Here is a 25,516-nt window from a genome sequence, read left to right on the forward strand (position 1 = left end):
CAAAAGATTTGCCTGCACTACCTCCTGCCATTTTTTAGTTCCGTCGAACTCACGTCATGATTAGTGCTGATTCAACTTGGCAATTAATCTTTCAAGGCCCACCTGTTTTTGCCTGGTTTGAGCCGACTTGGAATTGGCTAAATGTACCGTTTGCACTGTTCAACCCTTTTTTTTACCTGGCATTCATGATTTCTGTGGGTGTTCAGGTAATCGAAGCCCACGCCCTACGAGGTAAGAACCCAGATTCCGCACGACGGGAACTTCAAGACCACATGGTTTATGACCTTGAAACTAAGCCTAGTGGCAAGATTGACTTGGTAGGCCAACTCTGGGCGGACTACAAGACCGCAGGTATACGCGATCGCTCTAGTGCAGGGCTAGTTGTGATTGCGGTCTGGGCATTCGATATTGTCACCACCTTTGCGGCTCGTAACCCATTTGAATTTACAGCCCCATTCATGATTTTGGGTTGTATCTTGTTTAACATTGGCACAATGATGGCTGGTGAAATTGGGTTTGCTATTTGGCGACTGACAAAGGATTAGAACGGAATGGCATGCTTGAAAAGATGAAATGTCGTCAGGGCAGGGTGTAGGGGGTAGGGGGTAGGGGGTAGGGTGTAGTGTTTAAGACAATTTAATTTGGATTGGGCTAAGGAGTTCAACATCTTCTTAATTCCCCAATACCTGCAACCCCACACCCCACACCCATAAGCCAACCATATCAAGGGTTTGCGCTTAACAAGCGTGGCATTCGGATTAGAACGGAAACCGCCCAAAAAACCAATAACTATAAAAAGGGCGGCAACGTTTACCAAGGGAGGCATTTATGCAAAGTAACGATATCCCAAAAATTACAACTAAGGAAACGGAACATTTACGCGAATCATATCCTAGCTTGTCTCACTTGGAAGCCGGAAATATTGCCCAATGGCTGCAAGAGAGAAAAGAGCAATTATTTGAAATGGCCCGAGTTTCTGAGAACGAAGCAGACATGATCCGTGTACTTGGTTTGTTGGCTTCTGGGATTGGAGCAGTTTGTTATGCGGTCAACCCACTGGCATTAGTTGGTGGTTTAATTGGTGGTGCTGCATGGCTATGGTTTGTTGTCGAACACTCGAACCGCACTAAAGAAATTGCACCCTTGCCTTTTGTACGTGGCAACTTTATAGACGCTCTAGCTCGTGCCGGGGATTATGATGCTAGGAGCCATTATCAAGCGGATCATCTTGCTAATACCGTTAAATTCCTAGAACGACAATCAGCACAAGAGTATGCCTTTCTTCATGCTGAGTTTGAAAATATTGTCCAGTATTTAACGCAAGTTGAACCAGGAAAACGTTTTTATGCTTATCGCTTTCTGTTTGGCTGGTTTGGCAAGCTTAAGGGTCGTCAGCTACCTACTTATGAAAGCATGGCTCTCCATTTACAGGATGTGACAATTGACAGCCGGGTGAATCGGTCGGAGATCAGTGCGATCGCACAGGCAAACGTCCAGTTACCACCTACCGTAGATATCAAGCAGTTTCAATCGCCACAGGTAGATATTGGTCAGATGAACCAAGCTGCGGAGTTTTCTAGACAGACAGAATTACAGCCATCTTCCTCTGATGGGCTTGTACCAGACACTATAATTAATCTGCCTCTGACTAATAGGGCAAACGCACTGATCGCTGCTTTAACGAAAAGTGGTTTTCAAGTAGAAGATATGATGAGTTCCCAAGTCATTGCGATCGCTGGTACTCAACGAGGTGGCAAGGGAACCTTAGCAGCAATCTTAGCAACATTATCAACTGCACTTGACCCCGGATTGAATACCCAATACTTTACAGCCGGGGTGGACGTTTACCCCTTTGCCTGCAACTTGACCTCTGCCCTTAAGTATCCCGATCGAGATGCGGATGGGGCTGATCGACTCGTTGCTAGTGATTTATTGAAATTTCTTAAGGGTTTAGATGGAAGCGAACCTTACTCCCATAAAAATTTACTGCTAGTAATTGATGAGGCGATGCGGTTGTTGTCATTGTTGGAGGAGAGCGATCGCACTTGGGCTATTCAATATCTGCTGAGTCGCTTTGCTAAATCTGGTGGTACATTAATTATCGTGCTGCATGGCTCTAACCTGACAAGCGTGGTCGGGAAAGCTACGGCTGGGCTGGCAGACACCTTTAAGCAATCGGTTAACTTTATTGGCTGTGTAGCTCAAGCGGTTAGCGCTGGTGGTCTACGCAAAATGAATGTTGCTAGTGGAGAATATTTCAAAGCCAACCCTAACAACTTTGGAGAACCTGTTAGCGGTGGCAATCTGGGCATGATTCCCGAATGGCTAAAGACTTACAAACACCCAGGTAATGGGCAACCAGACCCAGCCAGAACATTACTTGAGTTTTTCCCGGAATTGATTCAACACCATCAAAAGACTGTTATACCTAAAGGCGAGAAAATTGCACCATCAGACGCAGTTAATCACTTGGAGTCCATTATTTCAAAGCCTTATCAAGAAGTGGAATTTCTGGAAGTAGAAGAGAGTAGTATTTCTAAGGCTGATTTAGACCAAATTGTGGCAATCGTTGCGGCTACCGCTAATCCTCCAACTTCTTTTGCAGCTATCAGAAACAGCCGCAAGTGGGGCGATGATAAAAGGAGTGTTCTTTGCTTGAGAAATGCTCTATCACAATTGATTGAGAGTAATCAATTGTGCGGAAATGAAAAAGATGGCTTCAGCGTTTTTAATGTTTTGCAGTAACATTCGTGATACTGACTGTTGAGTTCTAGTTGAGTTCCGGTTGAGTTCCGGTATTCTCACATCTCCAAGTACAGCTTAAAAATAGAGTCTTTTTATTTCTCCAGCAAGTTTTAATTTTTCTAAACATTTTCCCAAATGTGCAAGCATGAGAAGTTTAAGAATGAGCGATAAATTAACCACAGCATTACAAAAACTAGCTATCAGTCCAGTTAAGGCAGACAGGCTGGCTATTTGTAGATTGGAAAAAGAGTACGGCGCTTCTTTATCAGAAATCATTGGTGAACTCGAAGATTATGCCATAGTCCATGAATCTATATCAGACGAAAGGGCTAAACCCAAAAATCAGTTCATTATCCTTTGCTGCTATGGCTGTCTTTGGGGCGCAGTTATTGGAATTGCGACGTTATTTATCAAGCCCAGCATTACTGTGGTGGCGATTGGGTTGGGTTTTACGGCTGGGGTATCTGGGAAATTGCTGGTTCAAAAAGGGGAATAAATCGAAGTAGTTGAAGATTGGTTTTAATTGTTTAGCTGAACTCTTAGATTCATTCCGGGATACCAAACAGTTTCTTAATTCTGCACCCAGCGATCGATATTAATCTCACGCCGAAGCTAATTCTTCTGGTAGTGTATCACTTACTCAAGCTCAACAGATGTTGGCACTTTTAGAAAAAACCACAGCCACTTCAATTGATGAGTTTATCCAAAATGAATTGAAATTAGACGGGTTCCGCCAGAGCTAATTCGTTTGAGAATCGAAAGATTGCTCCAGAATTCTCCGATCAAATATAAATTCGACGGTTGGAATAGAAATCAAAATTAATGTTACCGGGATAAAAACTATGCAAGACAAAAATCAAGACAAATCTCAAAAATCAGCCTCAACTCCAAATGGAACGATAGCAGCTAGTATTGTTAATTTTCTTAACAGTCTCTCTGAAAATTTTCAGCTATCACAACGAGAAGCACAACTTCATCAGCAATGTTTAGAAAATACGAAAACTAGCAAGCTTCTCCGAGAAAAACAAGAGTTTATTAATGAAGCTAACCATCAAATGCCAATTTTATTAACTTCCAAATCAAGATTGATAGTTCTTGAATCAATACTTGTTGCTCGTGCCAGAGATGGTAAACCCATAGATGATTTAGTCACAGCAATTGAATTATTGAGAAAGGATCTTATAAAACTAGATACTCCATCCATTGTCAACTTACAAAACCAGCTTTCTCCCAAACCTCATAAAACTAAAGACACTGTAATTACACATCGTCATCAATACGATTTTCCTATTCTGAGTGAGGTTGGGGCTTTAATCGGGGATGTTCGGAATTTAATACTATTTCTGCTCATATTTACTGCTCTTTCTGTTTTGATTTTACCAATAACTAACCCTAAACTCTGTAATTCATGGAATAATTCTAGCGATACTTATGAAAATAACAGTTTATATTGTCAAATCATTGGTAAATTTAATAGTTTATTTTCTGACTATCAAAAAAGCAAATAGTTTTTTTTGATTTAACCTTTTAAAGAGGCTGGCATGATTAAATTATTGATTTGCTGTTTGCCTAATTCAATTCTTGATACTGAATCTTGCCCTTGGGTTGGAGAATTATGAAAATTTATCAGATGAAAAATAAACTGGCTCCTCTGCTCAAACAAATAGCTACTGTTGGACTTGGCTTTTTAGTTATGCTGTTGATAACTGGTGGTCGAGCTTTAGGTTTTATAGTAGGGTTGAGCGTAGTTTTAGGTATTAGTTTTGTTGTTTGGAGCGAAAACAAGCGAATACATTAAACATTACACAGCCTAAAGTTTAATCACTAGTATTGATTCACCAGTTTTTGGATATAAGGCTTGGATGAACCGTAACTTACAATTGCTACATCAAGCTTAACATTCTTGTAGATGTTCAAGGCACGTTGAATTGCTGCAAGAATCCAATCTGTTTGGTTTCCAAATGCTCCACCACCGAGCAGCGTCAAAAACAATCGGTTATTACCATTGTTTCTCCAATTCAAAATCGCAGTACAAATAGTTGCTTCGTAGGATGCCTCTAAAACCAACTGTGCAAATTTCGCCCACAAAGAAGAAGAATGCTCCGAGTAAGCAACTGGTAAAGCAGAACAATAGGCTTGTGAAACATTGTGTTTGCACTCATTAAGTGTCACTTGAGTATCCCATTGAATACCGATGCGTAGCAACTTTCGCAATTCATCGACTTCCCTCTGGCTTGATGCTTCAAGCCGATTTGAAATTTCGACTAAACCGCTGCGTGATGCCAGAGCATAACCATTTCTCATTTCCCAAAGACGGTTGTCTTGATTTCCTAATGCTGCTCCTATATCTTTGAGGCAATCGATTTGGTTTGTTGCTGATTGACCGATTTGCCCATTTACTCTCACAAAATAATTTCGATAAATTGTGCCTGCGCCCGTTGCCACAGCACACGCTGGCCCTTGAGTAAAATCATCCTCATAAATTCCTACACCATACTCAGGCGTTACACCAGGAGATATCATTTCTAGCAAATTGAACTGAGAAGCTACCTGAAACAGTGAATTGGCATTGGATTCATTAATATGCAAATCCTGCACGTTGGCTACTACTTCACGTAGGGTTATTTTTCCCCTTTCATATCCACTTGAGAGAACACGTTCTCTCAGTTCGGCTAAAGATGGTGTTTCTAACTGACCACACACCATGACTCTTCCATTTACATGAGATTTCAACACCTCACCGTCAACAGCCATATTTTCCCTCACTAGAATCGGGGATTGTTCTGAAAAACCTGTTAATGTTTCAAACCAAGTCATTGGATAAAATCAATCAATATAACTTTTTATTATACTGAATAATTTTGTATCATTTTTTTCTTTTTTATGAAAAATGCATCTTCCTTTTGCACGAGGTCTTGAATATACAATCTTTAAATTTTTAAGAAAGTCAGCAAATTTTAAAAGGAGCTTGAGTCGCTCGTTTTCTGAAAAGACAATATCTTAAAGGTCTCAGCAGTAAATAAGCTATGCTGGTTTTTTCTCATTTGTAATTTTTTTATCAAAAATTAATTTAAATATGTAGTCAACTAGTATTTTAAATTTAAAATAAAAGGTTTCTAACGAATGACTTTTGAACTTACCTCTTTAAAACTACAGGTACGCCCAAACGATCTCGATAGTTTAGGTCATGTTAACAATGCTACCTTTTTGGAGTATTTAGAAACAGGACGTTGGGATTGGTTAAAGCACCATAAGATAAATATTAAACAGAAAATTGTTCCAGTTGTGGCTCGGATTGAAGTTAATTATCGTAAGGAAATTATATTGGAAGATGTGATTGTCAACACTAAGTTAGAGCAATCAAATCAACCATCACTCTACCAAGCCAACTTTTGGCAATCAATTGAGGTTATCAAAGAAGGGAATTTACTAGTTGCTGTTGAAGCCCGCATTCAAGTAGTATTTATTGATTCCACAGAGCGAACTTTGCGAACGCTACAAGAATTTTTAAAATCAGCTAGCAATAATAGCAATTCTATTAATTGAGCTTATTAGATCGGCTGCAAGAGCCTCTGCCACAGCCTAGTGTACCTCTGTTGGTCATCTGTAGTTCTGACTGCCAGAGATATTGCTTTCTTCGAGCCAATTACAATGGCTAATTTTCTAGCACGCGTCAGTCCAGTGTAGAATAAATTGCGCGACAACATCATGTAATGTTGCATATATAGTGGCAGTATCACTACTGGATACTCTGAGCCTTGGCTTTTATGGATTGAAACGGCGAACGCCAACGTAATCTCATTCAAATCGGCATAATCGTAAACCACATCTCGTCCACCGTAGTCCACTGTAAGCTCCTGTTCTTCCGTGTCGATACTCAGGATGGTTCCCAAGTCCCCATTGAATACTTCCCGGTCGTAGTCATTCATCTGCTGGATGACGCGATCGCCCTCCCGCAGAATCATCCCCCCTCGGTTAATCTCTACCTTTCCCGATGTAGGGGGATTGATTAACTGCTGCAAAACAGCGTTAAGATTGCGAGTTCCAACCAAACCCCGTGACATCGGGCAAAGCACTTGTACATCAGATGATGAATTAAAACCCAACCGGGGAATAAAATCTGTAATCAACTCGCAGATTGCCTGTACCCCATGCTCTGGCTGATGTCCTCCACCATGCCAAAGGCAATCTGACATGGGATTGTCGCTAATCGGCTCTAGGTTTGGATAATCCCCTTGATTGATTTGGTGTGCGGCGATGACAATTGCACTCTGCTGGGCTTGGCGGAATACTTGCGTTAACCGTACTACTGGTACTTGAAGCGAATTAATTAGGTCAGCCAGCACTTTCCCAGGGCCAACTGATGGTAGTTGGTCAATATCACCTACTAATAATAGTTGCGCTCCTTCGGCTACGGCTTTCACCAAGGAATGTGCCAGAAACAGATCCAGCATCGATGCTTCATCAGCGATAATTGCGTTGTGTGGCAACGGATTTTCATGGTCGCGCTTGAACCCCATTGTTTTTGGGTCAAATTCCAACAAGCGGTGTATGGTCTTCGCTTCCAAAAGAGTCATCTCGGCTAATCGCTGTGCTGCTCTGCCTGTTGGTGCAGCCAAGGCAATGGATTTCCCCATTGCTTTCCACAGGCTGACAATGGTGTGCGTGGTAAAAGTCTTGCCCACTCCCGGCCCACCAGTGAGAACCATAACTGGAGAATAAGCTGCCTTCTCTACCGCTTGCTGCTGTTGTGACGACAACTGGATTTTGCGACTGGTTGTAAATCTTTCTATCCAAGCTCGAACACGAGGCATATCCTGTAGTATCGGCTGGCTTAAGCGTCGAGATATCATCTGTGCCAAATTCATCTCAGTGTGAAAGAACGTTGGTTTGTAGCACAGTAGTAACCTTTCACCGTAACTTTCTTTAACGCTTTCCCTGATTAACTCCTCTCTAGCTGACATCTCTTTAATAATTGCAGCGATTGCATCTTGGGTTGGCTGATGGTCATCTGTTGTCAACAATTTTGCGACTTTCTCGATCAGTTCTGGCTGGGGTAAGTAGCAGTGACCATCTTCGGCTGCTTCACTCAGTGCGTGAATAATGCCAGCACAATATCTAAAGGAAGAATCCGTTGGTACGCCTAAGTTACGCGCAATCTTGTCAGCCGTGAGAAACCCAATCCCGTAGATGTCGGTTGCTAGTTGGTACGGATTGGCGGTAACTTTTGCGATCGCATTGTCCTGGTACTGCTTGTAAATCTTCACCGCATAAGTTGTAGAAACGCCGTGACTTTGCAGAAATATCATCACCTCTTTGATGGCTTTTTGTGTCTCCCAGGCGTTCTTGATTAGCTTGATCCGCTTTTTGGCAATGCCCTGAACTTCGATAAGTCGGTCAATCTGCTTTTCGATGATATCCAGTGTTTCTAAACCAAAATGTGCAACGATGCGTTTGGCAGTGACGGGCCCAACTCCTTTGATGAGTCCACTTCCCAAGTATTTCTCAATTCCGGTGAGGGTTGCTGGTTTGGTTTCTTTGTAATTAGTGACTTGGAATTGTGGGCCATATTGCGGATGCTCTCGCCAGAAGCCTGTTAGTTGTAGCGTCTGCCCTGGTTGAATGTTAGCGAAGTTCCCAACAATTGTGGTGAGGTCGGTAGAACGTGAACTCTTTAAACGCGCTACGGTATAGCCGGATTCCTCGGAGTGGAAGGTCAGGCGTTCGACTACCCCTGTGATGGTTTCGTAGTGCGGGGTGGCGTTTAGGGGTTGATTAGTAGGTGTTGAGAAGGTGGACATTGGGGATCAAAAATGCCGCACATTATTTTAAGTTAGAAAATAAGTTTTTTGTAGTACATAAATACTATCTCAACCACACCCAGGTGACAAGAATCTTGAGATATTAAATCAAAATGACGAAAAAATCACACACTTTTTGATACATTAATTCTTAAATACTAGTTCCGCTGTCAAATCCAGAGGCATTAATGCGATGCAAGTTATTCACGGCACCTGGATACCAGACCAAACAACTGAATTTATTCAATCTGGTTCTTTTTATCTGTGGATAGAAACTTCTGTGGCTAAACAAAGCCGTACTCGACAGCAGATTCATCCTAGACATTTATCACAAGAAGAATTAGTCAGTTTTTTAGTGCAGAATCTGGGATTTAAAGAGACACCTGTACAATTAAAAGAACGCATCTCTACCAAATTTTTTGCTCTGCCGACTGTCAATAATCAGCCCATTCCTTCACCAGAATTAATTAAGTATCTAGAGTTTGAATTTCCTGAAAGTTATGAAGATTTCCAATACTGGAACGTCATCTGCTATGAAGCAGTCGTATCTGCTAAAGGCAAAAAGTTAATCAATATTGTCAAACTCCTCAAAGATATTCATTTTTTAGCACTTTATAATGCAAATGAATTTCAAATAGGCTCAGATTTACTCTTCTGGTATCATTATACGCAAGCATTTAGACAAATCATCTTCAAAGACCAATATATTCCGGCATTAAAATATCGATCCTTAGCAGCTATTAAGGATAAAACGCGCAATCACAAAAGTAAAGAGCTATCCTCAAAACAATTTGAGATATATGCTCTTTGGGAGATTATTTCTGAGCAATATGAAGTAAATATTCTCAAATATCTTGAATATATGCCACTCCTTTGCACAGCGGGTAGTCACAATCAAGAGCAACAAATAGAATTTTTCGACAAAGAAACGCTGCTACGACATTTTTCCGAATTTCTTCTCCAAAATCTAGTAACTGATACAATTTCTACAGCCACTTTTGATAAACAAATAGCAGATTCTCTGATTTACTATTGTCTGAATCAAGACAAATATAATCCCTTAAAAACAGAAACTTCTTTACTCGAATACCAACAGTGGTTGGCTTGGAAAAACAGAATTCAGCACACTCAATCTAACTTACCCTTTCATCTGTGCTTTCAGCTGCACTCTCCAACTGCCCAAGATGTAGACAATTGGCAGATTCAATTTTTGGTATCTAGTAAACAAGACCCTTCTTTAAAGCTAGCATTGGCAGATTATTGGTTGATGAATCAAAAAACCAAAGCTAGCGTTCACAAAGAGTATGGTCAGGATTTTGAAACTAATTTACTGCTGAACCTGGGCTATGCTGCTCGTATGTATCCCAAGCTTTGGCAAGGATTAGAAACAGAGTGTCCTGTCGGAATGCAGCTTACCTTGGATGAAGCATTTGGCTTCCTCAAGGAAAGTGCTTGGGTGTTAGAAGATTCGGGTTTTAAAATTATTGTCCCGGCTTGGTACACTCCGGCTGGGCGCCGTCGCGCTAAAATTCGCCTCAAAGCATCAACCAAAAAATTAACTCCCACAAAGGGTGAAACCAGAAGCTATTTCGGTCTAAATTCACTGGTGGAGTATCAATATGAATTAGCAATTGGCGATGCTACTGTTACAGCACAGGAATGGGAACAACTAGTTAATACTAAGGCTCCCTTAGTACATTTTCGCGGTCAATGGATGGAATTAGACCGAGATAAAATGCAACAACTACTCCAATTTTGGGACTCTCACGGTTCGGAGCAACCGCAGATGACTTTGCTGGAGTTCATGCAACGTACTGCCGAGGCTGGAGATGATTGGGAAATTGAACATGACCAAGCTTTATCAGAAGTTATGTCAAAGCTGCAAGATAAAAGCCAATTGGAACCAATTTCACAACAGCTTTTGCTGCAAGGTACTCTGCGACAATACCAAAAGCGTGGGGTGGCTTGGCTGCAATATCTCGAAAAATTAGGCTTAAATGGCTGTTTAGCAGACGATATGGGACTGGGCAAGTCTGTACAAGTAATTGCGAGATTAGTACAAGAAAAACAGACATTTAAGCCCCTTTTACCCACTTTACTAATTGCTCCTACTTCCGTTGTTGGCAATTGGCAAAAAGAAATTGCCAAGTTTGCTCCTCATTTAAAAACTCTTGTTCATCATGGCAGCACGAGGCTACAAAATGGGGTAGATTTTTCTGCGGCTTGTCAAGAACACGACGTAGTAATTAGCTCTTTTACTCTAGTTCGTAAAGACGAAAAGCTCCTCAGCAGTCTGAAATGGCAACGCATAGTTGTAGATGAGGCGCAAAATATCAAAAATCCAAAAGCTGCACAAACCAAAGCTATTCTCAAACTTTCGGCTCAACACCGCCTGGCCTTGACTGGCACTCCCGTTGAAAATCGCTTATTGGATTTGTGGTCAATTTTTAACTTTCTCAATCCTGGGTATTTGGGGAAGGAAGCACAGTTTCGTAAGTCTTTTGAAATCCCTATTCAAAAAGATAACGATAAAGTCAAGTCAACTACTTTAAAGAAATTAGTTGAACCTCTGATTTTGCGGCGAGTGAAAACTGACCAATCTATTATTAGCGATTTGCCAGACAAAGTTGAACAAAAACTCTACACTAACCTGACAAAAGAACAAGCATCGCTGTATGAAGTTGTAGTTAAAGATGTCGAAGAACAATTACAAAAAGCCCAAGGCATTCAGCGTAAAGGGTTAATTCTCTCAACTTTGATGAAACTCAAGCAAATTTGCAATCACCCAGCCCAGTTTCTTCAAGATGCTAGTGAATTTCTCCCAGAACGCTCTCACAAACTCTCTCGTCTGGTTGAAATGGTAGATGAAGCAATATCAGAGGGAGAAAGCCTCCTGATATTTAGCCAATTTACCGAAGTTGCCGAGCAAATTGAAAAATATCTTAAGCATAATCTGCATTGTAATACTTACTATTTACATGGGGGTACTACTAGGGAGCGTCGGGAGCAAATGATTAGTGAATTCCAAGACTCTCAGACAGAACCATCTGTATTTGTGCTTTCTTTAAAGGCAGGTGGTGTTGGTATTACTCTGACTAAAGCTAATCATGTTTTTCACTTCGACCGTTGGTGGAACCCCGCAGTTGAAGACCAAGCTACAGACCGCGCTTTTCGGATTGGTCAAAAAAAGAATGTTTTCGTACACAAATTTGTGGCAATTGGAACTTTAGAAGAACGTATTGACCAAATGATTGAAGATAAAAAGAAACTTTCTTCAATGGTTGTTGGTAGTGATGAATCCTGGCTTACTGAATTAGATAATTATGCGTTTAAACAACTTATCACCTTGAATAAAGCTACTATTTTGGAGTAAGTATTATGGCTAAATTTAGTCGCACTTGGTGGGGTGAGCGTTTTATTAAAGCCTTAGAAGGTTTTACCGACGATAACCGACTTCAACGCGGACGTTCTTATGCACGTGGTGGTAAAGTCAAGAGTTTTGAGATTGAACTCAATAAAATTACTGCTAAGGTTAAAGGCTCTATTAATCCTTATTTTGGAGTTTATAAAGAACCAACATATAACATAATCATTGAAATTACACCTATTAGCAAAACGCGGTGGAATGAAGCTATTCCCAAGATTGCTTCTAAAGCCAGTATTGTTTCTCGATTGCTCCTCAATGAAGTTCCCGAAAATATTGAAGAAATTTTTGCCCAAATAGGATTACGTTTATTGCCTCATAGTAGCAAAGACTTTAAAACTAAATGTTCTTGCCCAGATTATGCTAATCCCTGTAAGCACATTGCTGGGGTCTATTATCTGGTAGCTTCTCAATTAGATGCCAATCCATTTTTACTATTTGAATTGCGCGGACTCTCTAAAACAGAACTTCAAACAAAATTAGTGGCTTCACCTTTGGGTAAAGCACTATCAACATCTCTTTCGCAGCCCGAAGAGTTTAACATACAAAAGAGTGAATCTTTCTATACAAAAATAGAAAAGCGGGCTGTCGATCAAAAACCGAGTCTGAGGGAGTTTTGGCTAGGTAGTAAGCGATTGCCCTCAACTATTGAAGCGCCTAATAATACTGGCATTCCAGCAATTTTAATTAAGAAGGAAGGAGACTTTCCTGCTTTCTGGCAAAAAGATAGTTCCTTTATCGAAACTATGGAGGAGCTTTATCAACGTGTCAAGAGTAAAAATCAAAACTTGATTTAACTAACTGGGCGGCAATCTCTTTCTCACTACACTAGCTTAATTCATATCTACAAATCAAAGTCTAAGAAAAATGTTTTATTGCCTGAATCCTCTTGTTCAGGGTAGGCTGATACACTTGAAACACTCTGTTGAGATGCTCCTGAATTGGTATCTATGCCATTAAAATCAGATGTATAAGCTGTTGGTTGCTGTATATTCAACACTCCTTTTTTGAATGCAAAATAGCAATCAATTATGAAATGAACCGTCTCCAAATAGCTTTTGTCTAATTGTTTAGCCTCTGCTATTATGCGTTGACGATAACTATTTCTGATGCGTACTTTGTCTGAGACATTATCTTGATTATTGAGCATGGCTTTATCCTATTGGGTTTTTAAGAATTTTTGTTAACTAGCCCCTTCGGGGCAGGGTGTGGGGTGTGGGGTGTAGGGAAAGAAAGAGTACCCCAAACAACAGGATACAAGCCTCTGTATTTATACATAGAATGAAAAGAAATATGTATTTTGACATAGGTAGTACGAAAAATATAATGTCTTTGTTTGAAGCCCTTTCTTTTAAGAATGACATTTCCCTACACCCCACACCCTACACCCTACACCCTGTTAACTATTGCTTTGGCCATCTCTAATAGCCCGACTGCATTAGCCTCTACCGGATTGTCCAGGACTTTGAAGCCATTTTTCTCTAACAGCTTTTTATACCCTGGCAATAAACAGCCGCCTCCTATTGCCCAGATTTCATCGCCTTGGTGTTTGGCATCTAGGGCCATACCTACTACTTTTTTCAAATATTTTTCATACCAATCCTTAAAACAAGCCATGTAGACATCTTTAATATCAATGTCACGACTATATCTGGTGTGTTCGTTTTCTAAGCAAAATCGCACCTTTGATGCGTCCCCAACTTTACCCCCATTAAGATGTTTCATTTTTTGGGCAATCTCATCGATGAGGACTTCTACACCGACTGGGTAAGGTGTGTGTACTTCGCGCTTTCCTTGGGTATATCGAGAATACAGTGTTGTGCCGTTGCCAAAATCTATCACTGTTAATTTTTTGGGAAGGGAACGCCCAAATAATGCTCCCATTCCTTCTGGAACAACTTTTAGTACTTCTACCTTGACTTCTGAGGGTTTGCCTGCGAGTATTGCTTGGTATTCTCCATTGAGGACTTGCGTTAAGTTTTTTGCTAGAGCGACATCATGCAAGCTGACGACTAACTTTAAATGCCAAGCTTTACGGTGTGGCAAATGTGCTAATGCTCCCAGTAGCGTCGTCAGAGCATTCTTGATTTTGTTTTCATTGTTGTCTGTATTGCGTTCAAAATGATTTCCAGCACGAAAAGCAGATTCACCGACTGTATATGCTGTCCCATTAAATTCCACTCTCCCTGGAACGTCTTCCATATCTGCTGTGGAAATGTAGCTGGGAACTCTCACAACTTCAAAGCCATCGACTAACAGCTTCAAGCTTCCGTAGCCATTGTCAAAGCCTGCCGGAAAAATTTTTTGCAGTGCGTGGATATTCGTCATTGGGGTTAATTACGGCATAAAATTAAGACTTTTTGAGGATACCCTAAATGGTGGTTAATTGTAACCTATTTAACCCCTATTTAGCTCCCACAACCAATTTCTTATTTTTAGGGGTTATATAGCCTTCATCTGACACCTATTTGCAATTTTTGATTTTTTACCTGGTTTACTTAATTTTTAGAAATTTGAAAAAAATCGATTTGGGGATTAAACAATTTTGGAGCGAAGTGCGATCGCTCTGTACAGAGGATGGATAATTTTTAATTAAAGATGCTGAATTTGTTTTCTCACAAGGAGAATCACTGCTAGGCTAGTTTGTTAGACGACTATTTGCTAACTGGTTCAGCCTTTTCTACGAAGTCATCATTCAATCCCAATGTCAGTTGCAAAGGAGTCCGGGATGGGTAAGCCTTTACTACCTGTCGATAAACATCATAGTTAGTAGGTAGTGTTTTTTGTTGCTGACCCACACCATAAGTAATTTGATATTTCACCGTTTTCTGTAGTTCTGGTTTACCTGCCTCTTCTTGAGGTTTTTTGCGTTGTTCTAGTTCATCAATACTTGGGCGTGCTGGTAAAGTCGGCCACCATAGCCCTTGATCGTCCGGCCCGATTACTGCTCCTGCTGGTTTCAATCCATTCCGATTTAGTACTGATGCAGTGTTAAAGCTTTCAATCCGCGGCTGTGGTGCATTAGTTAAATTATTGGCATACTTCACTTGCCATGTATAGCTGGTCAGTGCTGTCGCTTCGTACTGCTCAACACTAGTCGTGCTGCAACTTGCCAGGGTTAGGGCTGTTAGTACAATTAACGGTGCAGTTAAACAGATCGGCTTTGGCATTATATCTTTCCAAGAATTCTTAATTGATATCCTGTACTATCATTTCTTCCAAGGTGAAGGGATTGCGGTTGTCGATAGTACCTCTGTCGTACTCAACTTGATTGCGGTTTTACCACAGTTAGGGCATTCCACGTTTACCAGAATAATGGAAGGTCTGCCTTTGTACTCTCCCATGATTGGCTCTCCCCTAAACTCGCTAATGATTCCCTGTTGACAGTGCCAGCATTCAAAAATTACTCTTCCTACTGCTTGATTACAGTCTAAAAACTTGATGTGTTGAAACTGCTCTCCTAACTCTGGCTTTTGAGTTCGAGGTTTTGATGCTCTGGCTGGTTTAGACTGTTGCTCCAGGTTAATAGTGTCAGCGATCGCTACTTCGTTGTGTTGCTGCGGTAGCTCATCAGGATTAGAGACGGGCTGATGCTCTAAGTATTGTTCCGTTGGATTATCAGGAGAATTTGGGTTAGATTGTGACTGAGTTGGAGCAGGAGCCTGTTGTTTTGGTGGTTTAGATGGTCGCTTAGTAGATTTCATAAAAAGTTGATTTTTAACAAGCTCAAATCCACCGTTAGCTATCAAACTTTAATTTCATTAAAGTCTTATTCGCTATAATTCTCCGCTTTGATTACAGCTTCTATTTCTTTAAGTTTCTGTTCTAGGGATTGATGAATCTTTTCGAGATTAGAACGCTCAATCTTGTCCACACTAAGTTCTTTCAAGCTACGCATTATATTTTTTACTTGTTTATCATTTGGATCGCTAGCAGGCTTGGGTGCATGTTTTGAAATAATTTGATTGACTAGTTCTTGAGTTTCTACAAGTGTTAAATATTGGTCAACAACTTTTTGGGTTGTTTCAACTCTAATTTTTGCCACTCTTTTCTCATCTAAACCTAGCTTTTTAGCTGACAACCTTTGTAATATCATTGCATGTGCAGCCTTAAGATTCGATTTTCGGATAGCTGCTTGTAAATCCGGAAAAAGCGATAACATCCGGAAATCGTTAGCTGTAACTGATGCTGGATTTAAACCCAGATCTAAAATAACCCTGAAAATCTGCTTCTCTATATCATTTAGATCGAGTTCGTCCAAAACTTGGTTTTGTTTATCATCACTTTCTCCAATTAATTCACCCACCTGCTTCATTTTTTTCTGATAATCTAATCTACGGACAGCAGTAGCTAAAATGCGTGGGGCTTCTGTTAAGCTAACTTCTGTTCGCCCAGAAATTTCCTTTAAAAGAGCTTCTGCTTTATCAAGAGGGTTGAGGTCTTCACGATATAGTGTTGTAAGCAGTGCTTTCCTATGCAAATCTTGAGGGCGAGGCATGACAACAGATTTTAATGTCTTCCAGTTCAGCTGCATTGCTGCACGCCATCGTCTTTCACCATCAAATAAATCAAAACCTGAACCTTCTGCTATTAAAATTACAGGATGTAGCTGTCCATCCTTTTCCAAAGTACGTGCCATAGAATTAATACTTTGGGCAGAAAATGTTTTTCTTGGTTGCTCAGGGTTAGGGAGAATTAATGTTATATCTATTTCCTGTTGCCCCGACTGCATCATTAATTGTTCGCGCAATGCAGCAATTTGCGCTTCTAATTCTGGGGCTTGTAAAGCTCTCAGGCGCTCGACTTCTGCTTGCAGTTTATTAATCTCAACTTCTGCATCTGACATTTGAGCAGCAGTACTAAACATTTTTGTTAAATCTACTTTTGAACGTGCCATTTTACTTCGCTCCTACAATGGCCGATAAATCAGATGCTAGTTTGGCAAAGTCTTTGCAAGCTGGGTGTCTTTTTCGATAAAGATGTAATGGTAATCCTGAACCAGACGCATTACTAAACTCATAAGAAAATCTAATTGGAGGGTAAGAATAAGCATCTTTAAGTTGCATCTGCTGAATTATAATCGGCATCTGCTCTAAAATTTCGTTGTGAATAGCCTGATCTGCTCTATATTGATTTGGCACTATCCCCATAATCTGAGGGTAGGGTTCTAATCGCAACCTTCTACACTCAATAAAATAAAACTGAAGTAATTCAGCTGCTCCACTAGCACTTTTTGGCTCAAGCTGCATGGGAATGAGAATATGAGTACTAGCGGCAAGTGCGGCTAAATTTAGTCTGCCTAATGTAGCAGGACAATCAATGATTATTAAATCATGCTCTACAGGATAATCTTTAAGGTTGTCAGCTAAAAGATAAGGGCCACGAGGATGATTAACTAAATCATCAGCAGTTTTCAGTAAAGGCTGTTGTATGCTTTGGCAAACTTCTACTTTGAGCTTGTGCTCACTCCAACAAGGCACAAAAGGCCAATCACCCGAAAAATTATCAGATAATACAGTAGAAACGGACTGTTCAGGATCTGAAGGTTTTTCTAACCCACAAAATAAACTTAAAGAACCTTGAGGATCTAAATCAATAAGCCCTACTGAACAAGTACGGCGACCGACTTGACGATGAGCTAATTCATAAGCTAGGTGCGTTGCTAAGGTAGTCTTACCACTGCCTCCAGCATTACTAAGAATGGCTAAGACTAGCTTTTGAGGTTCTGTTTTTGGCACAGCTACTTCTGATCTCTTTGTCAAAGTTAATTCTCATATTTTAAAATCTGAGATTCAATATGCTATAAGTCAACTCAAAAAAATTTGCCGAGTTAACACGAATGGCTAATTTGATAGCACAGACTTAATTTCATGGCTCACCCTTGTAAATCATTGATCTGGGTTTAGCCTTCTTCTTCGGCTCAAACAAAGATTTTTTGGGTAGCTGCGGCACACGGCAGGTTTCCCAGTAAAAGAGGCGAGGGACATAAGTCTCGCGTTGTGTAGGTTGTTGACACTGCTTGCAGATGAAGTTGAAAATCTTGGTATGAATCTCTCGTTTATGCGCTCTAACCGTGTACTCTTTGACGTTGATTATCTTGTTTGGCATATCAATTTGTAATTATTAAAACTCAATAGTCACTAATTATTAGTCATCAGTCAATAGTTAGCAGTAAAGAGCCAACACTCAACAACTGCCATATTTGAAGCGTTTGCTTTGCTTTCAGCTCTGACGACTGATTAATAGACCTCTTTCTAAAATAACGACAACTGACCAAGAGAAAGTTTGTTTTCTCGATGTTGGGGCTGGGACGAAGTGCTTTGTGTTGGGCTATATAACCATCTTGATTTACTATCAAATCTTTTGTATCCACGCTTTTCTCTTCGCTGCTGTAGCTTGTGGTAGTTGGTAAGTGCGGTTTGATAGTCTGAGCAATTTAAATCTTGCGATCTGCCGAATCCTCTTTTTACGACGCTACCCCAAGTTTTGGTAATTACCCACTGTCCGAATAAATTTTGGCATAGCGTTAGGGTATAAAATCGCGTGTCTCGTCGCCACTTCGATTGTTGCCAGAGGTCTAGTTGGTAAACAGTTTGCTCAAGCATTTTTTATCCACAAGCCTTTTTGTATAATATTCCAATACCAGCAAATCAGAACATTACGCAAAAGTTTTGTCAAAATAGTTGAGCAAAAGAATATGAGTGAGCAAATTTTTGTAGCTGTTGGAGATGGTTCTCAAAGGGCGTAGACTGATTTGGAAAAAGAATTGATAATGCAAAACCCTGAATTAGTCAGGCAACTCAAAGGCTGGCTGGAGAATTCCCTAAGTGATGGTTAAAAAAGCTTATTCATCCTCCTCCTCGTCATATTCATAATCCTCATCACCGTGTTCCTCGTACCACTTCCTTTCTTCCTCTTGAGCGATTTCTATCATTATTCTTCTTTTCTCCTCCCTTTCCTTCTCCAGGGCTTCCTGCTCAAGCTTTTGGTTTTCCAAGCGTTCCTGCTCCAGCCTCGCTCTGTGTTTGGTTTTCGAGGAACGAGCGTTGTTGGTGGGTTAAGAGTGGTGTGCAAGCGATCGCGATCGTCAGCCCCAAAACGTCGGCTGAAACCCTGATTATTTCGTCAACTTACAAAAGTTTTCGATCTACTGACATTGCCTGCAAAAGTGAACGGATCTACTTTCAAACTGATTATTAGGGGTAGACTAACCAGCGCAGACAGCAAAAAGCCGAAGAATAAGCTAGCAGCGCTGGCAAGATTCCAGTAGCGACCCAGATAACCCAGGCGAAATTGCAGTACCCACTCCCCAATTGCGAACATTGTCAGCCAAAACGCAGCACTCGCTGTCCAATAATCAAGCATTAGTCGCTATTTTACCCATGCGCTGAAGAAGGTATTTCTAGAATAAGCCCAAATTAACTGTGCTGGCTTTTACCATTCCCAACATTCTCGCTCTTTCTCGCTGTACTTTTTTGAGTTTAATCAAGCGATCGTTCATGTGGCTAGGCGTTCTGCTCGTAGTGGATTTATTCGCGATCGCCTCACGAAGACTTTTTAAAATCCACATCACTTTGGTAAACCTTAGCCCTGGGCTTACCCTTCTTAGCTGGTGCAGTCACTAAAGATTTCTTAGGCGGCCCTGGAGGACGGCAGGTTTCGCAGTACAGGGGACGTGGGCCATAAGTTTCACGAGAAGTTGATCGATCGCACTGCTTACAGACGAAATTAAAAACGCGTGTGTGGATTTGCCGTTTATGCGCTCTGACGGTGTACTCTTTGACTTGGACTTCTTTGCTTGCCATTGTTTAACTTACTGCGGCCTAGTTGAATGAACGTAATTAACCGCTTGACTTGAATCTTAGCCTTTTCAATTCTACTTTTAAGCCTGTTTGCCAAGTTATCACTACAGGTTCTTTGGGCAATTTCTCCTTTGGGCTACGCCAAATTTTTAAGGAATATCAGGCTTCTACAAATTCAATTCTCCACGCCTAGAATTTGTGCCTGAATCCTTCTGCTACTTCCTAAATTTCTCAAAAACGTGCAGTTAAAACGCTTCGCTAGTTGTCACTGAAAACTCTCTCGTACTTCAGGAGAAAACAATGGATATTCAAATCGCACTCAACTGGGCAATTCAAATCATCGTCATGGGCATCGTCACTATTATGGTGATGGATTTCGTAAACGGCTTGTTCTTGCTACCATATTATGCAATTGCACCTGTCGCTACAAATTCTCAAGCGCTCGCCCTTCAACAAGAGCCAGCCGCCGCACCAATACCAGAACTAGCAATAACACCAGACCCTTGCGCAGCACCACAGTTTGAACAATTGCCTGACCCTTGGTTCACCACAGACATTCAACCAACCCCAATCCAGACCCAGCCATCGGTTATACTCCCGTTCCCCTCACTTAGACTGTTAGCGCCAGCTTCAGTTGTACAACCGAAAGCTAGGGCAACCAAGAAATCTACCCAATCCGCCACAACCAAGAGAACCACTAAGCTTACCAACAAAGCCGCTACTCAAAATCGTTCCAAAGGGAGCAAGAAGTCCGCTGCTTAATCCCACAACTTGGTTTTGAAGCAGAGCGATCGCGTTACTACAAGCGATCGCTTCCCCTGTCGTTTCAAAAATTAGAATAATGCAAGCAGCCCACTGTGCTTTATTTGTAGCTCTCCAATACGTTCCAGATGAAAGAGAGTTTGCGGTTGCTCGTCTGCACCTCGAAAAAGCAATTACTTTGTCTGGAGAATATTATCAAACTCGCTACAGTATCTTTTGGAAGACTTCATCAGAAAAGGTGAAACGCTCAGTTAGACAACAATGCAATCAACTGGCATTCGATACGTATTCGCACATGGTTGATTGTGCTGGTTTAGTCAATGAATATGCAGCAAAACAAACATTGGCTGGTATCCCCGAACCTAAAGAGTGGCGAGAATTCTTGCTCAACCTGGAATGTGCCTTTGATTGGATCGAGCGCGAGCATCCACAAGAAATCAACATCAAGCAATTAAGTCTAATTTGATTGCTTTGTTCAGTCTTCAGCATCGGCTACGCCAATTTTTTGTGAAAATTATATCTATATATAGTCATGGTCAGCCAAATCGCTACACAAGGAACGCTTTTTGACCTACAAACTGTTCTAGATTATGGGCAATCCATCCTCAACGTTGCTCAAGAACTAGCTAAATCACTAATTGATCATCGCCCTATTGCTACAAAAACTATTCAATCGCAGATGAATCGCCACTTTCACGGCACTGCGGCACAGGGCAAGTGGTTGTGGAAAGATGCGTATGAAGCGGTGGAAGTTGCACTAATTCTCTACCTGCGACAAAAACCATTACCTCAAAACCCCTTAGAAGAACTGCAACGGTTTGAGTCGCTTTGTCCCACACACTCCCGCCGCACTTCTGAACAAATCCAGCTTCAGCAGTTCTCGACTCCGTTATCCTTGGCTTACTTAGTAGCATTGGCTGGACAAGTGACTAACAACGATTTAGTGCTTGAACCATCGGCAGGGACTGGGATTCTGGCTCAGTTCGCCAAACTTCACGGTGCAAGTTTGATGCTGAACGAATTGGCTCAAGACAGAAATAAGATTCTGCGTCGGCTGTTCCCTGGTACTCCACTATTCTCTGTTAACGCCGAGCAGATTAACGACTACTTAGCTGGTAAGACTCAGCCCTCGGTTGTGCTGATGAATCCGCCATTCTCATCATCGCCCAAGGTGAGCGATCGCAACCCCGACGCAACCCCTCGCCATATTAACTCTGCACTACAAAGGCTGTGCGACGGCGGACGGTTGGTAACAATTACAGCCAATTGGTTCTCTCCGGCTAACCCGACTTGGCGCGACACTTTTATTAGGTGGCAAGAAAAAGCGCGAGTTCTACTATCTGTAGGGGTCAGTGGCAAGGTGTACTCGAAACACGGGACAACAATAGAAACCCGAATCACAGTAATTGATAAGGTTCCGGCTGATAAAAAAGACGTAATCCCTTGCATTAGAGAAACTCTGGAACCGCCCGAAATATTGGCGTTGATTGAGCAGTTGCCTGGACGATCTCTGTGGCAATCCGCACCTGTCAAAGTCGCTGCTGCTGTGGCGAAGGTTGTTAAATTATCGAAACGTACTACAGTAGCTCAACCAGAACCCTCCGCAGAAATTCCTGATGTAGTAGTTCTGGAATACGAAGTTGTCGAGTGGACTGCCACCGATGGGTTGAAAGATAGCCTCTATGAAACCTATCGCCCACAACGCATTAGAATCAAGGACGCTCTACCCCATCCGTCATTGCTGTGTGAGAGCGCAGCTTTAGCACTTGTCTCGCCTCCGCCTCCGACATATAAACCACATCTCCCACGAAACATTGTCTCACAAGGCTTGTTATCAGAGGCACAGCTTGAGAGCGTAATTTACGCAGGACAAGCGCACTCAGAATTCTTATCTGGGTCTTATATTGTCGATGATTCGTGGGATAATGTGTCTGTAGCGGCTCAGGGCGAAGAAAATGCTGTGAAATTTCGTCGTGGCTGGTTCCTTGGCGATGGGACTGGTGCTGGTAAAGGAAGACAGTGTGCAGGTATTATATTAGATAACTGGTGTCAGGGCAGACGAAAAGCAATCTGGGTATCTAAAAGTGCTGCATTAATCGAAGATGCCCGTAGAGATTGGTGTGCGCTGGGTGGTATTGAGCGAGACATCATCGACCTTAGCAACATCAAGCTTGGCGAACCTATCGAGTTCACTCAAGGGATTTTGTTCTGCACATATTCCACACTGCGCTCTCAGAAGAATGGCAAAAGTCGGCTTAAGCAAATCGTTGAGTGGGCAGGATCGGATATGACGGGTGCCATCGCTTTTGACGAGTGCCATTCAATGGGCAATGCGATGGCCGTTGAGGGTAAACTCGGTATGGTGGCAGCATCCCAGCAGGGCATTGTAGGGCTGAGACTTCAAAACGCACTTCCCTCGGCACGGGTTATTTACGTATCGGCAACTGGCGCAACCAAAGTGTCCAACTTGTCTTATGCAAACCGCTTGGGGCTTTGGCAAACCGGCGACTTCCCATTTACCTCCCGTGAGGATTTCGTGGAATCCATTGAGGGTGGTGGCATTGCGGCGATGGAGGTTGTGGCTAGGGATTTGAAGGCACTCGGTTTGTATCTGGCGCGATCGCTTTCGTTCGATGGTGTTGAGTATGAGATGTTAGAAATTGAACTCACTCCTACTCAAGAACGGATTTATGATAGTTACGCGGACGCTTTTCAAGTTATTCATAATAATTTAGAGAAAGCACTAGAAGCCTGTAACATCACTGGCACGAAAACTTACAATCGCATGGCTAAAATGTCTGCATTGTCTCAGTTTGAATCTCACAAACAGCGTTTCTTTAACCATCTGCTTACAGGCATGAAGTGTCCTATGCTGATCAAAGCAATTGAGCAAGATTTAGCTCAAGGTCTTGCTGTTGTGATTCAAATCGTGTCAACTAACGAAGAGTTATTGAAACGGCGACTTGATGAGGTTCCGGCTGACGAATGGAAGGATCTGAATCTGGATCTAACTCCGAGAGAATATCTCATGGATTATTTGATAAGTGCGTTCCCAATCCATTTGCATGAGATATACTCTGGCGAAGATGGTTCAGAACGCTCCCTCCCAGTCTTTAATGCTGATGGCTCTGCGGTTATCTCCCAAGAAGCTGTAGCCTTGAGAGGTGCGTTAGTGGATAAATTGGCAAGCCTCGATCCAATCCCCGGCGCACTAGAACAACTGCTGTGGCACTTCGGTCACAAGCAAGTTGCTGAGGTGACAGGTCGCAGCAAGCGAGTTTTAAAAGATGATTCAGGGCGTTTGTTCGTTGATTCACGGGGCAGTGGGGCTAATATTGCCGAAACTGCTGCATTTATGAACGATGACAAACAAATCCTTATCTTCTCTGATGCTGGCGGTACAGGCAGAAGTTACCATGCCGATTTGAACGCTGTGAATCGGCGGCGGCGATCGCATTACCTTCTCGAAGCTGGTTGGAGAGCCGACAATGCCATTCAAGGGCTTGGGCGTTCTCATAGGACTAACCAAGCATCTGCACCAATCTTTAAACCTGTCACCACCAATGTCAGGGGTGAACGCAGATTCATCTCGACTATTGCCCGACGGCTGGACAGCTTGGGTGCTTTGACTCGCGGTCAGCGTCAAACTGGTGGAAATGGGATATTCGAGGCTAAGAATAACCTAGAGTCACAGTACGCCGAACACGCCCTGTATGAGTTGTTTAAGCAAATCTTCCAAGGTCGATTTTATGAAGTTTCATTAGGGCAATTTGAGCAGATGACTGGTTTATCGCTAACTTCTCACGAAGGCGGAATGCGGATAGACCTCCCTCCCCTGCGTCAATTCCTCAACCGCTTGCTGGCTCTAAGAATTGATATGCAAAACATTATCTTCGAGCGTTTTGAGTTGTTGCTGAGTCAGCAGATTGAAGCAGCGATCGCCGCGGGGATTTATGAGATGGGTGTTGAAACTCTCCGGGCAGAACGATTTAACATCGAAAGCCAAGAATCAGTTTATACACATCCTGCCACTGGTAGCGTGACCAATTACCTGAAAATTGAACGTATCCAGAAGAACAACATCAAAACTGCTGATGAGATGCTAGAGTTTGCCACTCAATATCAGGGGAGACTGATGGTAAATACCAAGTCTGGTCATACTGCTGTGTTAATTCCGACACATAGTATTTTCAACGCTGATGGTGGTGTTGTACCAAGAGTTCTACTCATTCGACCACAAAAAGAAACTCGCGCTCCCGTCGAACAATTGAATTCGTCCACTTGGCAGCAGGTTTCGGCTGATACGTTTGTTGCTGCTTGGTCAAAGGAAATCTCTTCTTTGCCCCAGTTCACCACTGACTATCTGCATCTAGTCACTGGCATACTGCTGCCCATTTGGAAAGTTCTGCCACAGAGCAGTAGCCGGGTTTTCCGGCTGCAAACTAGTGATGGACAGAAAATTCTGGGGCGGGTGGTGAATGCTAATGATATCCAAACTGTGCGAGAACAACTCGGACTCAAGAACCAGTTGCTAAGTCCCACAGAACTTGTTTGGTTGGTGCTGAACGAGAAGTATTCACAGCAACTACCAGGAGGTATAACGCTACGGCGTTCTTTCATTGCTGGTGAGCCTCGCATAGAACTAGTCGATGCCCTCTCGTTGGCTGACCGGCTTGTGGCTGTGGGTTGTTTCACCGAGATCATCGATTGGCGCAAGCGGGTGTTTGTGCCAACTGGCGTAAGCGCTGCTGGTGTCTTGGGTGCTGTGATTGGGGTTTTGGGTTAACAAGATAAGCCACTCTATCAGCAGAGTGGCTTATCTTTTGGCAGCAAAATTATGTTCGCTATTATTAGCTGATTGACAAAATGCACTTTATCTTAACCTATCACCGATGCAAGGAGGGCAATTGCTAACAGCAAATACTCTTATAAGCTAATCGCCACTCTCTTGGACTACTGAAGGGTTTTAGCGGTAAACCAAG

General features: G+C 42.1%; 24 protein-coding genes. 11 read left to right on the forward strand and 13 right to left on the reverse strand.

All coding sequences use genetic code 11. From position 1 onward, the window contains the following. The first annotated feature begins 56 nt into the window (after positions 1-56). From RMY63_RS32130 to RMY63_RS32150, 5 genes are all read left to right on the forward strand, one after another. Entirely contained in the window at positions 57-545 is a 489-nt protein-coding gene (locus RMY63_RS32130; protein ID WP_322732581.1) for a hypothetical protein, read from the forward strand. Positions 546-828: 283 nt separating this feature from the next. Next, positions 829-2,745: a hypothetical protein gene (locus RMY63_RS32135; protein WP_322732582.1), complete on the forward strand. Its 1,917-nt coding sequence runs from the start codon at positions 829-831 to the stop codon at positions 2,743-2,745. A gap of 160 nt (positions 2,746-2,905) precedes the next feature. Next, on the forward strand, positions 2,906-3,241 hold the full coding sequence (locus tag RMY63_RS32140) for a hypothetical protein (protein WP_322732583.1): 336 nt from the start codon (positions 2,906-2,908) through the stop codon (positions 3,239-3,241). Between the two features lie 346 nt (positions 3,242-3,587). Further along, a complete protein-coding gene (locus RMY63_RS32145) occupies positions 3,588-4,253 on the forward strand; it encodes a hypothetical protein (RefSeq protein WP_322732584.1) in 666 nt (221 codons plus the stop codon). Positions 4,254-4,360: 107 nt separating this feature from the next. Further along, entirely contained in the window at positions 4,361-4,543 is a 183-nt protein-coding gene (locus tag RMY63_RS32150) for a hypothetical protein (protein ID WP_322732585.1), read from the forward strand. 26 nt (positions 4,544-4,569) lie between these two features. On the opposite strand, the gene RMY63_RS32155 is transcribed toward RMY63_RS32150, so the two are convergent. Then, entirely contained in the window at positions 4,570-5,562 is a 993-nt protein-coding gene (locus RMY63_RS32155; protein WP_322732586.1) for a hypothetical protein, read from the reverse strand. A gap of 306 nt (positions 5,563-5,868) precedes the next feature. Between RMY63_RS32155 and RMY63_RS32160 the strand changes: the two genes are divergently transcribed. Further along, entirely contained in the window at positions 5,869-6,291 is a 423-nt protein-coding gene (locus tag RMY63_RS32160) for an acyl-CoA thioesterase (RefSeq protein ID WP_322732587.1), read from the forward strand. Between the two features lie 5 nt (positions 6,292-6,296). Here RMY63_RS32160 and RMY63_RS32165 read toward each other — a convergent pair whose 3' ends face one another. Beyond that, positions 6,297-8,546, reverse strand: a complete 2,250-nt coding sequence (locus tag RMY63_RS32165) for an ATP-dependent RecD-like DNA helicase (RefSeq protein ID WP_322732588.1) — start codon at positions 8,544-8,546, stop codon at positions 6,297-6,299. A 193-nt stretch (positions 8,547-8,739) separates the two neighbouring features. Here RMY63_RS32165 and RMY63_RS32170 point away from each other — a divergent pair, with 193 nt between their 5' ends. Together RMY63_RS32170 and RMY63_RS32175 are read left to right on the forward strand one after the other, a co-directional pair. Next, entirely contained in the window at positions 8,740-11,919 is a 3,180-nt protein-coding gene (locus RMY63_RS32170) for a DEAD/DEAH box helicase (protein WP_322732589.1), read from the forward strand. A 5-nt stretch (positions 11,920-11,924) separates the two neighbouring features. Further along, positions 11,925-12,767, forward strand: coding sequence for an SWIM zinc finger family protein (locus RMY63_RS32175; RefSeq protein ID WP_322732590.1), 843 nt, complete (start codon positions 11,925-11,927; stop codon positions 12,765-12,767). 47 nt (positions 12,768-12,814) lie between these two features. Here the strand turns inward: RMY63_RS32175 and RMY63_RS32180 are convergent, their stop codons facing one another. From RMY63_RS32180 to RMY63_RS32230, 11 genes are all read right to left on the reverse strand, one after another. Further along, complete coding sequence (locus RMY63_RS32180) at positions 12,815-13,120, reverse strand: hypothetical protein (protein WP_322732591.1); 306 nt, start codon at positions 13,118-13,120, stop codon at positions 12,815-12,817. A 239-nt stretch (positions 13,121-13,359) separates the two neighbouring features. Beyond that, positions 13,360-14,298 (reverse strand): ParM/StbA family protein, encoded by a 939-nt coding sequence (locus RMY63_RS32185; protein ID WP_322732592.1) that lies wholly within the window; start codon positions 14,296-14,298, stop codon positions 13,360-13,362. Between the two features lie 326 nt (positions 14,299-14,624). After that, complete coding sequence (locus tag RMY63_RS32190; protein ID WP_322732593.1) at positions 14,625-15,140, reverse strand: hypothetical protein; 516 nt, start codon at positions 15,138-15,140, stop codon at positions 14,625-14,627. A gap of 39 nt (positions 15,141-15,179) precedes the next feature. Beyond that, the gene (locus RMY63_RS32195; RefSeq protein WP_322732594.1) at positions 15,180-15,674 is read right to left on the reverse strand and encodes a hypothetical protein; all 495 of its coding nucleotides are present in this window, start codon (positions 15,672-15,674) and stop codon (positions 15,180-15,182) included. A 65-nt stretch (positions 15,675-15,739) separates the two neighbouring features. Then, a complete protein-coding gene (locus RMY63_RS32200; RefSeq protein ID WP_322732595.1) occupies positions 15,740-16,867 on the reverse strand; it encodes a ParB/RepB/Spo0J family partition protein in 1,128 nt (375 codons plus the stop codon). Between the two features lies 1 nt (position 16,868). Further along, on the reverse strand, positions 16,869-17,732 hold the full coding sequence (locus RMY63_RS32205; RefSeq protein WP_322732596.1) for a ParA family protein: 864 nt from the start codon (positions 17,730-17,732) through the stop codon (positions 16,869-16,871). A gap of 106 nt (positions 17,733-17,838) precedes the next feature. Continuing rightward, complete coding sequence (locus RMY63_RS32210) at positions 17,839-18,078, reverse strand: hypothetical protein (RefSeq protein WP_322732597.1); 240 nt, start codon at positions 18,076-18,078, stop codon at positions 17,839-17,841. Positions 18,079-18,224: 146 nt separating this feature from the next. After that, positions 18,225-18,575: a WGR domain-containing protein gene (locus tag RMY63_RS32215; protein ID WP_322732598.1), complete on the reverse strand. Its 351-nt coding sequence runs from the start codon at positions 18,573-18,575 to the stop codon at positions 18,225-18,227. Positions 18,576-18,814: 239 nt separating this feature from the next. Beyond that, positions 18,815-18,967, reverse strand: a complete 153-nt coding sequence (locus RMY63_RS32220; RefSeq protein WP_322732599.1) for a hypothetical protein — start codon at positions 18,965-18,967, stop codon at positions 18,815-18,817. Between the two features lie 405 nt (positions 18,968-19,372). Next, positions 19,373-19,540: a hypothetical protein gene (locus RMY63_RS32225; protein ID WP_322732600.1), complete on the reverse strand. Its 168-nt coding sequence runs from the start codon at positions 19,538-19,540 to the stop codon at positions 19,373-19,375. Beyond that, positions 19,515-19,775, reverse strand: coding sequence for a hypothetical protein (locus RMY63_RS32230; RefSeq protein WP_322732601.1), 261 nt, complete (start codon positions 19,773-19,775; stop codon positions 19,515-19,517). Before RMY63_RS32230 ends, RMY63_RS32225 begins: the two co-directional genes overlap by 26 nt. A gap of 297 nt (positions 19,776-20,072) precedes the next feature. Between RMY63_RS32230 and RMY63_RS32235 the strand changes: the two genes are divergently transcribed. From RMY63_RS32235 to RMY63_RS32245, 3 genes are all read left to right on the forward strand, one after another. Then, positions 20,073-20,534, forward strand: a complete 462-nt coding sequence (locus RMY63_RS32235) for a hypothetical protein (protein ID WP_322732602.1) — start codon at positions 20,073-20,075, stop codon at positions 20,532-20,534. 79 nt (positions 20,535-20,613) lie between these two features. Beyond that, complete coding sequence (locus RMY63_RS32240) at positions 20,614-21,000, forward strand: hypothetical protein (protein WP_322732603.1); 387 nt, start codon at positions 20,614-20,616, stop codon at positions 20,998-21,000. Positions 21,001-21,066: 66 nt separating this feature from the next. Then, positions 21,067-25,320 carry a strawberry notch-like NTP hydrolase domain-containing protein gene (locus RMY63_RS32245; protein WP_322732604.1) on the forward strand — a complete coding sequence of 1,418 codons (4,254 nt, stop codon included), beginning with the start codon at positions 21,067-21,069 and terminating at the stop codon, positions 25,318-25,320. The last annotated feature ends 196 nt before the right edge of the window (positions 25,321-25,516 follow it).

Origin of the sequence: Nostoc sp. ChiQUE01b (assembly GCF_034531255.1) — a bacterium.
Taxonomy (GTDB): Bacteria; Cyanobacteriota; Cyanobacteriia; order Cyanobacteriales; family Nostocaceae; genus Nostoc.

Bases quoted from the DNA above. Each gene is read 5' to 3' on its own strand.
- RMY63_RS32200 (WP_322732595.1), bottom strand. From the start codon at position 16,867: ATGGCACGTTCAAAAGTAGATTTAACAAAAATGTTTAGTACTGCTGCT.
- RMY63_RS32195 (WP_322732594.1), bottom strand. From the start codon at position 15,674: ATGAAATCTACTAAGCGACCATCTAAACCACCAAAACAACAGGCTCCT.
- RMY63_RS32225 (WP_322732600.1), bottom strand. From the start codon at position 19,540: ATGTGGATTTTAAAAAGTCTTCGTGAGGCGATCGCGAATAAATCCACT.
- RMY63_RS32180 (WP_322732591.1), bottom strand. From the start codon at position 13,120: ATGCTCAATAATCAAGATAATGTCTCAGACAAAGTACGCATCAGAAAT.
- RMY63_RS32230 (WP_322732601.1), bottom strand. From the start codon at position 19,775: ATGGCAAGCAAAGAAGTCCAAGTCAAAGAGTACACCGTCAGAGCGCAT.
- RMY63_RS32240 (WP_322732603.1), top strand. From the start codon at position 20,614: ATGCAAGCAGCCCACTGTGCTTTATTTGTAGCTCTCCAATACGTTCCA.
- RMY63_RS32140 (WP_322732583.1), top strand. From the start codon at position 2,906: ATGAGCGATAAATTAACCACAGCATTACAAAAACTAGCTATCAGTCCA.
- RMY63_RS32155 (WP_322732586.1), bottom strand. From the start codon at position 5,562: ATGACTTGGTTTGAAACATTAACAGGTTTTTCAGAACAATCCCCGATT.
- RMY63_RS32235 (WP_322732602.1), top strand. From the start codon at position 20,073: ATGGATATTCAAATCGCACTCAACTGGGCAATTCAAATCATCGTCATG.
- RMY63_RS32175 (WP_322732590.1), top strand. From the start codon at position 11,925: ATGGCTAAATTTAGTCGCACTTGGTGGGGTGAGCGTTTTATTAAAGCC.
- RMY63_RS32135 (WP_322732582.1), top strand. From the start codon at position 829: ATGCAAAGTAACGATATCCCAAAAATTACAACTAAGGAAACGGAACAT.
- RMY63_RS32185 (WP_322732592.1), bottom strand. From the start codon at position 14,298: ATGACGAATATCCACGCACTGCAAAAAATTTTTCCGGCAGGCTTTGAC.
- RMY63_RS32165 (WP_322732588.1), bottom strand. From the start codon at position 8,546: ATGTCCACCTTCTCAACACCTACTAATCAACCCCTAAACGCCACCCCG.
- RMY63_RS32190 (WP_322732593.1), bottom strand. From the start codon at position 15,140: ATGCCAAAGCCGATCTGTTTAACTGCACCGTTAATTGTACTAACAGCC.
- RMY63_RS32245 (WP_322732604.1), top strand. From the start codon at position 21,067: ATGGTCAGCCAAATCGCTACACAAGGAACGCTTTTTGACCTACAAACT.
- RMY63_RS32150 (WP_322732585.1), top strand. From the start codon at position 4,361: ATGAAAATTTATCAGATGAAAAATAAACTGGCTCCTCTGCTCAAACAA.
- RMY63_RS32210 (WP_322732597.1), bottom strand. From the start codon at position 18,078: ATGCCAAACAAGATAATCAACGTCAAAGAGTACACGGTTAGAGCGCAT.
- RMY63_RS32215 (WP_322732598.1), bottom strand. From the start codon at position 18,575: ATGCTTGAGCAAACTGTTTACCAACTAGACCTCTGGCAACAATCGAAG.
- RMY63_RS32145 (WP_322732584.1), top strand. From the start codon at position 3,588: ATGCAAGACAAAAATCAAGACAAATCTCAAAAATCAGCCTCAACTCCA.
- RMY63_RS32170 (WP_322732589.1), top strand. From the start codon at position 8,740: ATGCAAGTTATTCACGGCACCTGGATACCAGACCAAACAACTGAATTT.
- RMY63_RS32130 (WP_322732581.1), top strand. From the start codon at position 57: ATGATTAGTGCTGATTCAACTTGGCAATTAATCTTTCAAGGCCCACCT.
- RMY63_RS32160 (WP_322732587.1), top strand. From the start codon at position 5,869: ATGACTTTTGAACTTACCTCTTTAAAACTACAGGTACGCCCAAACGAT.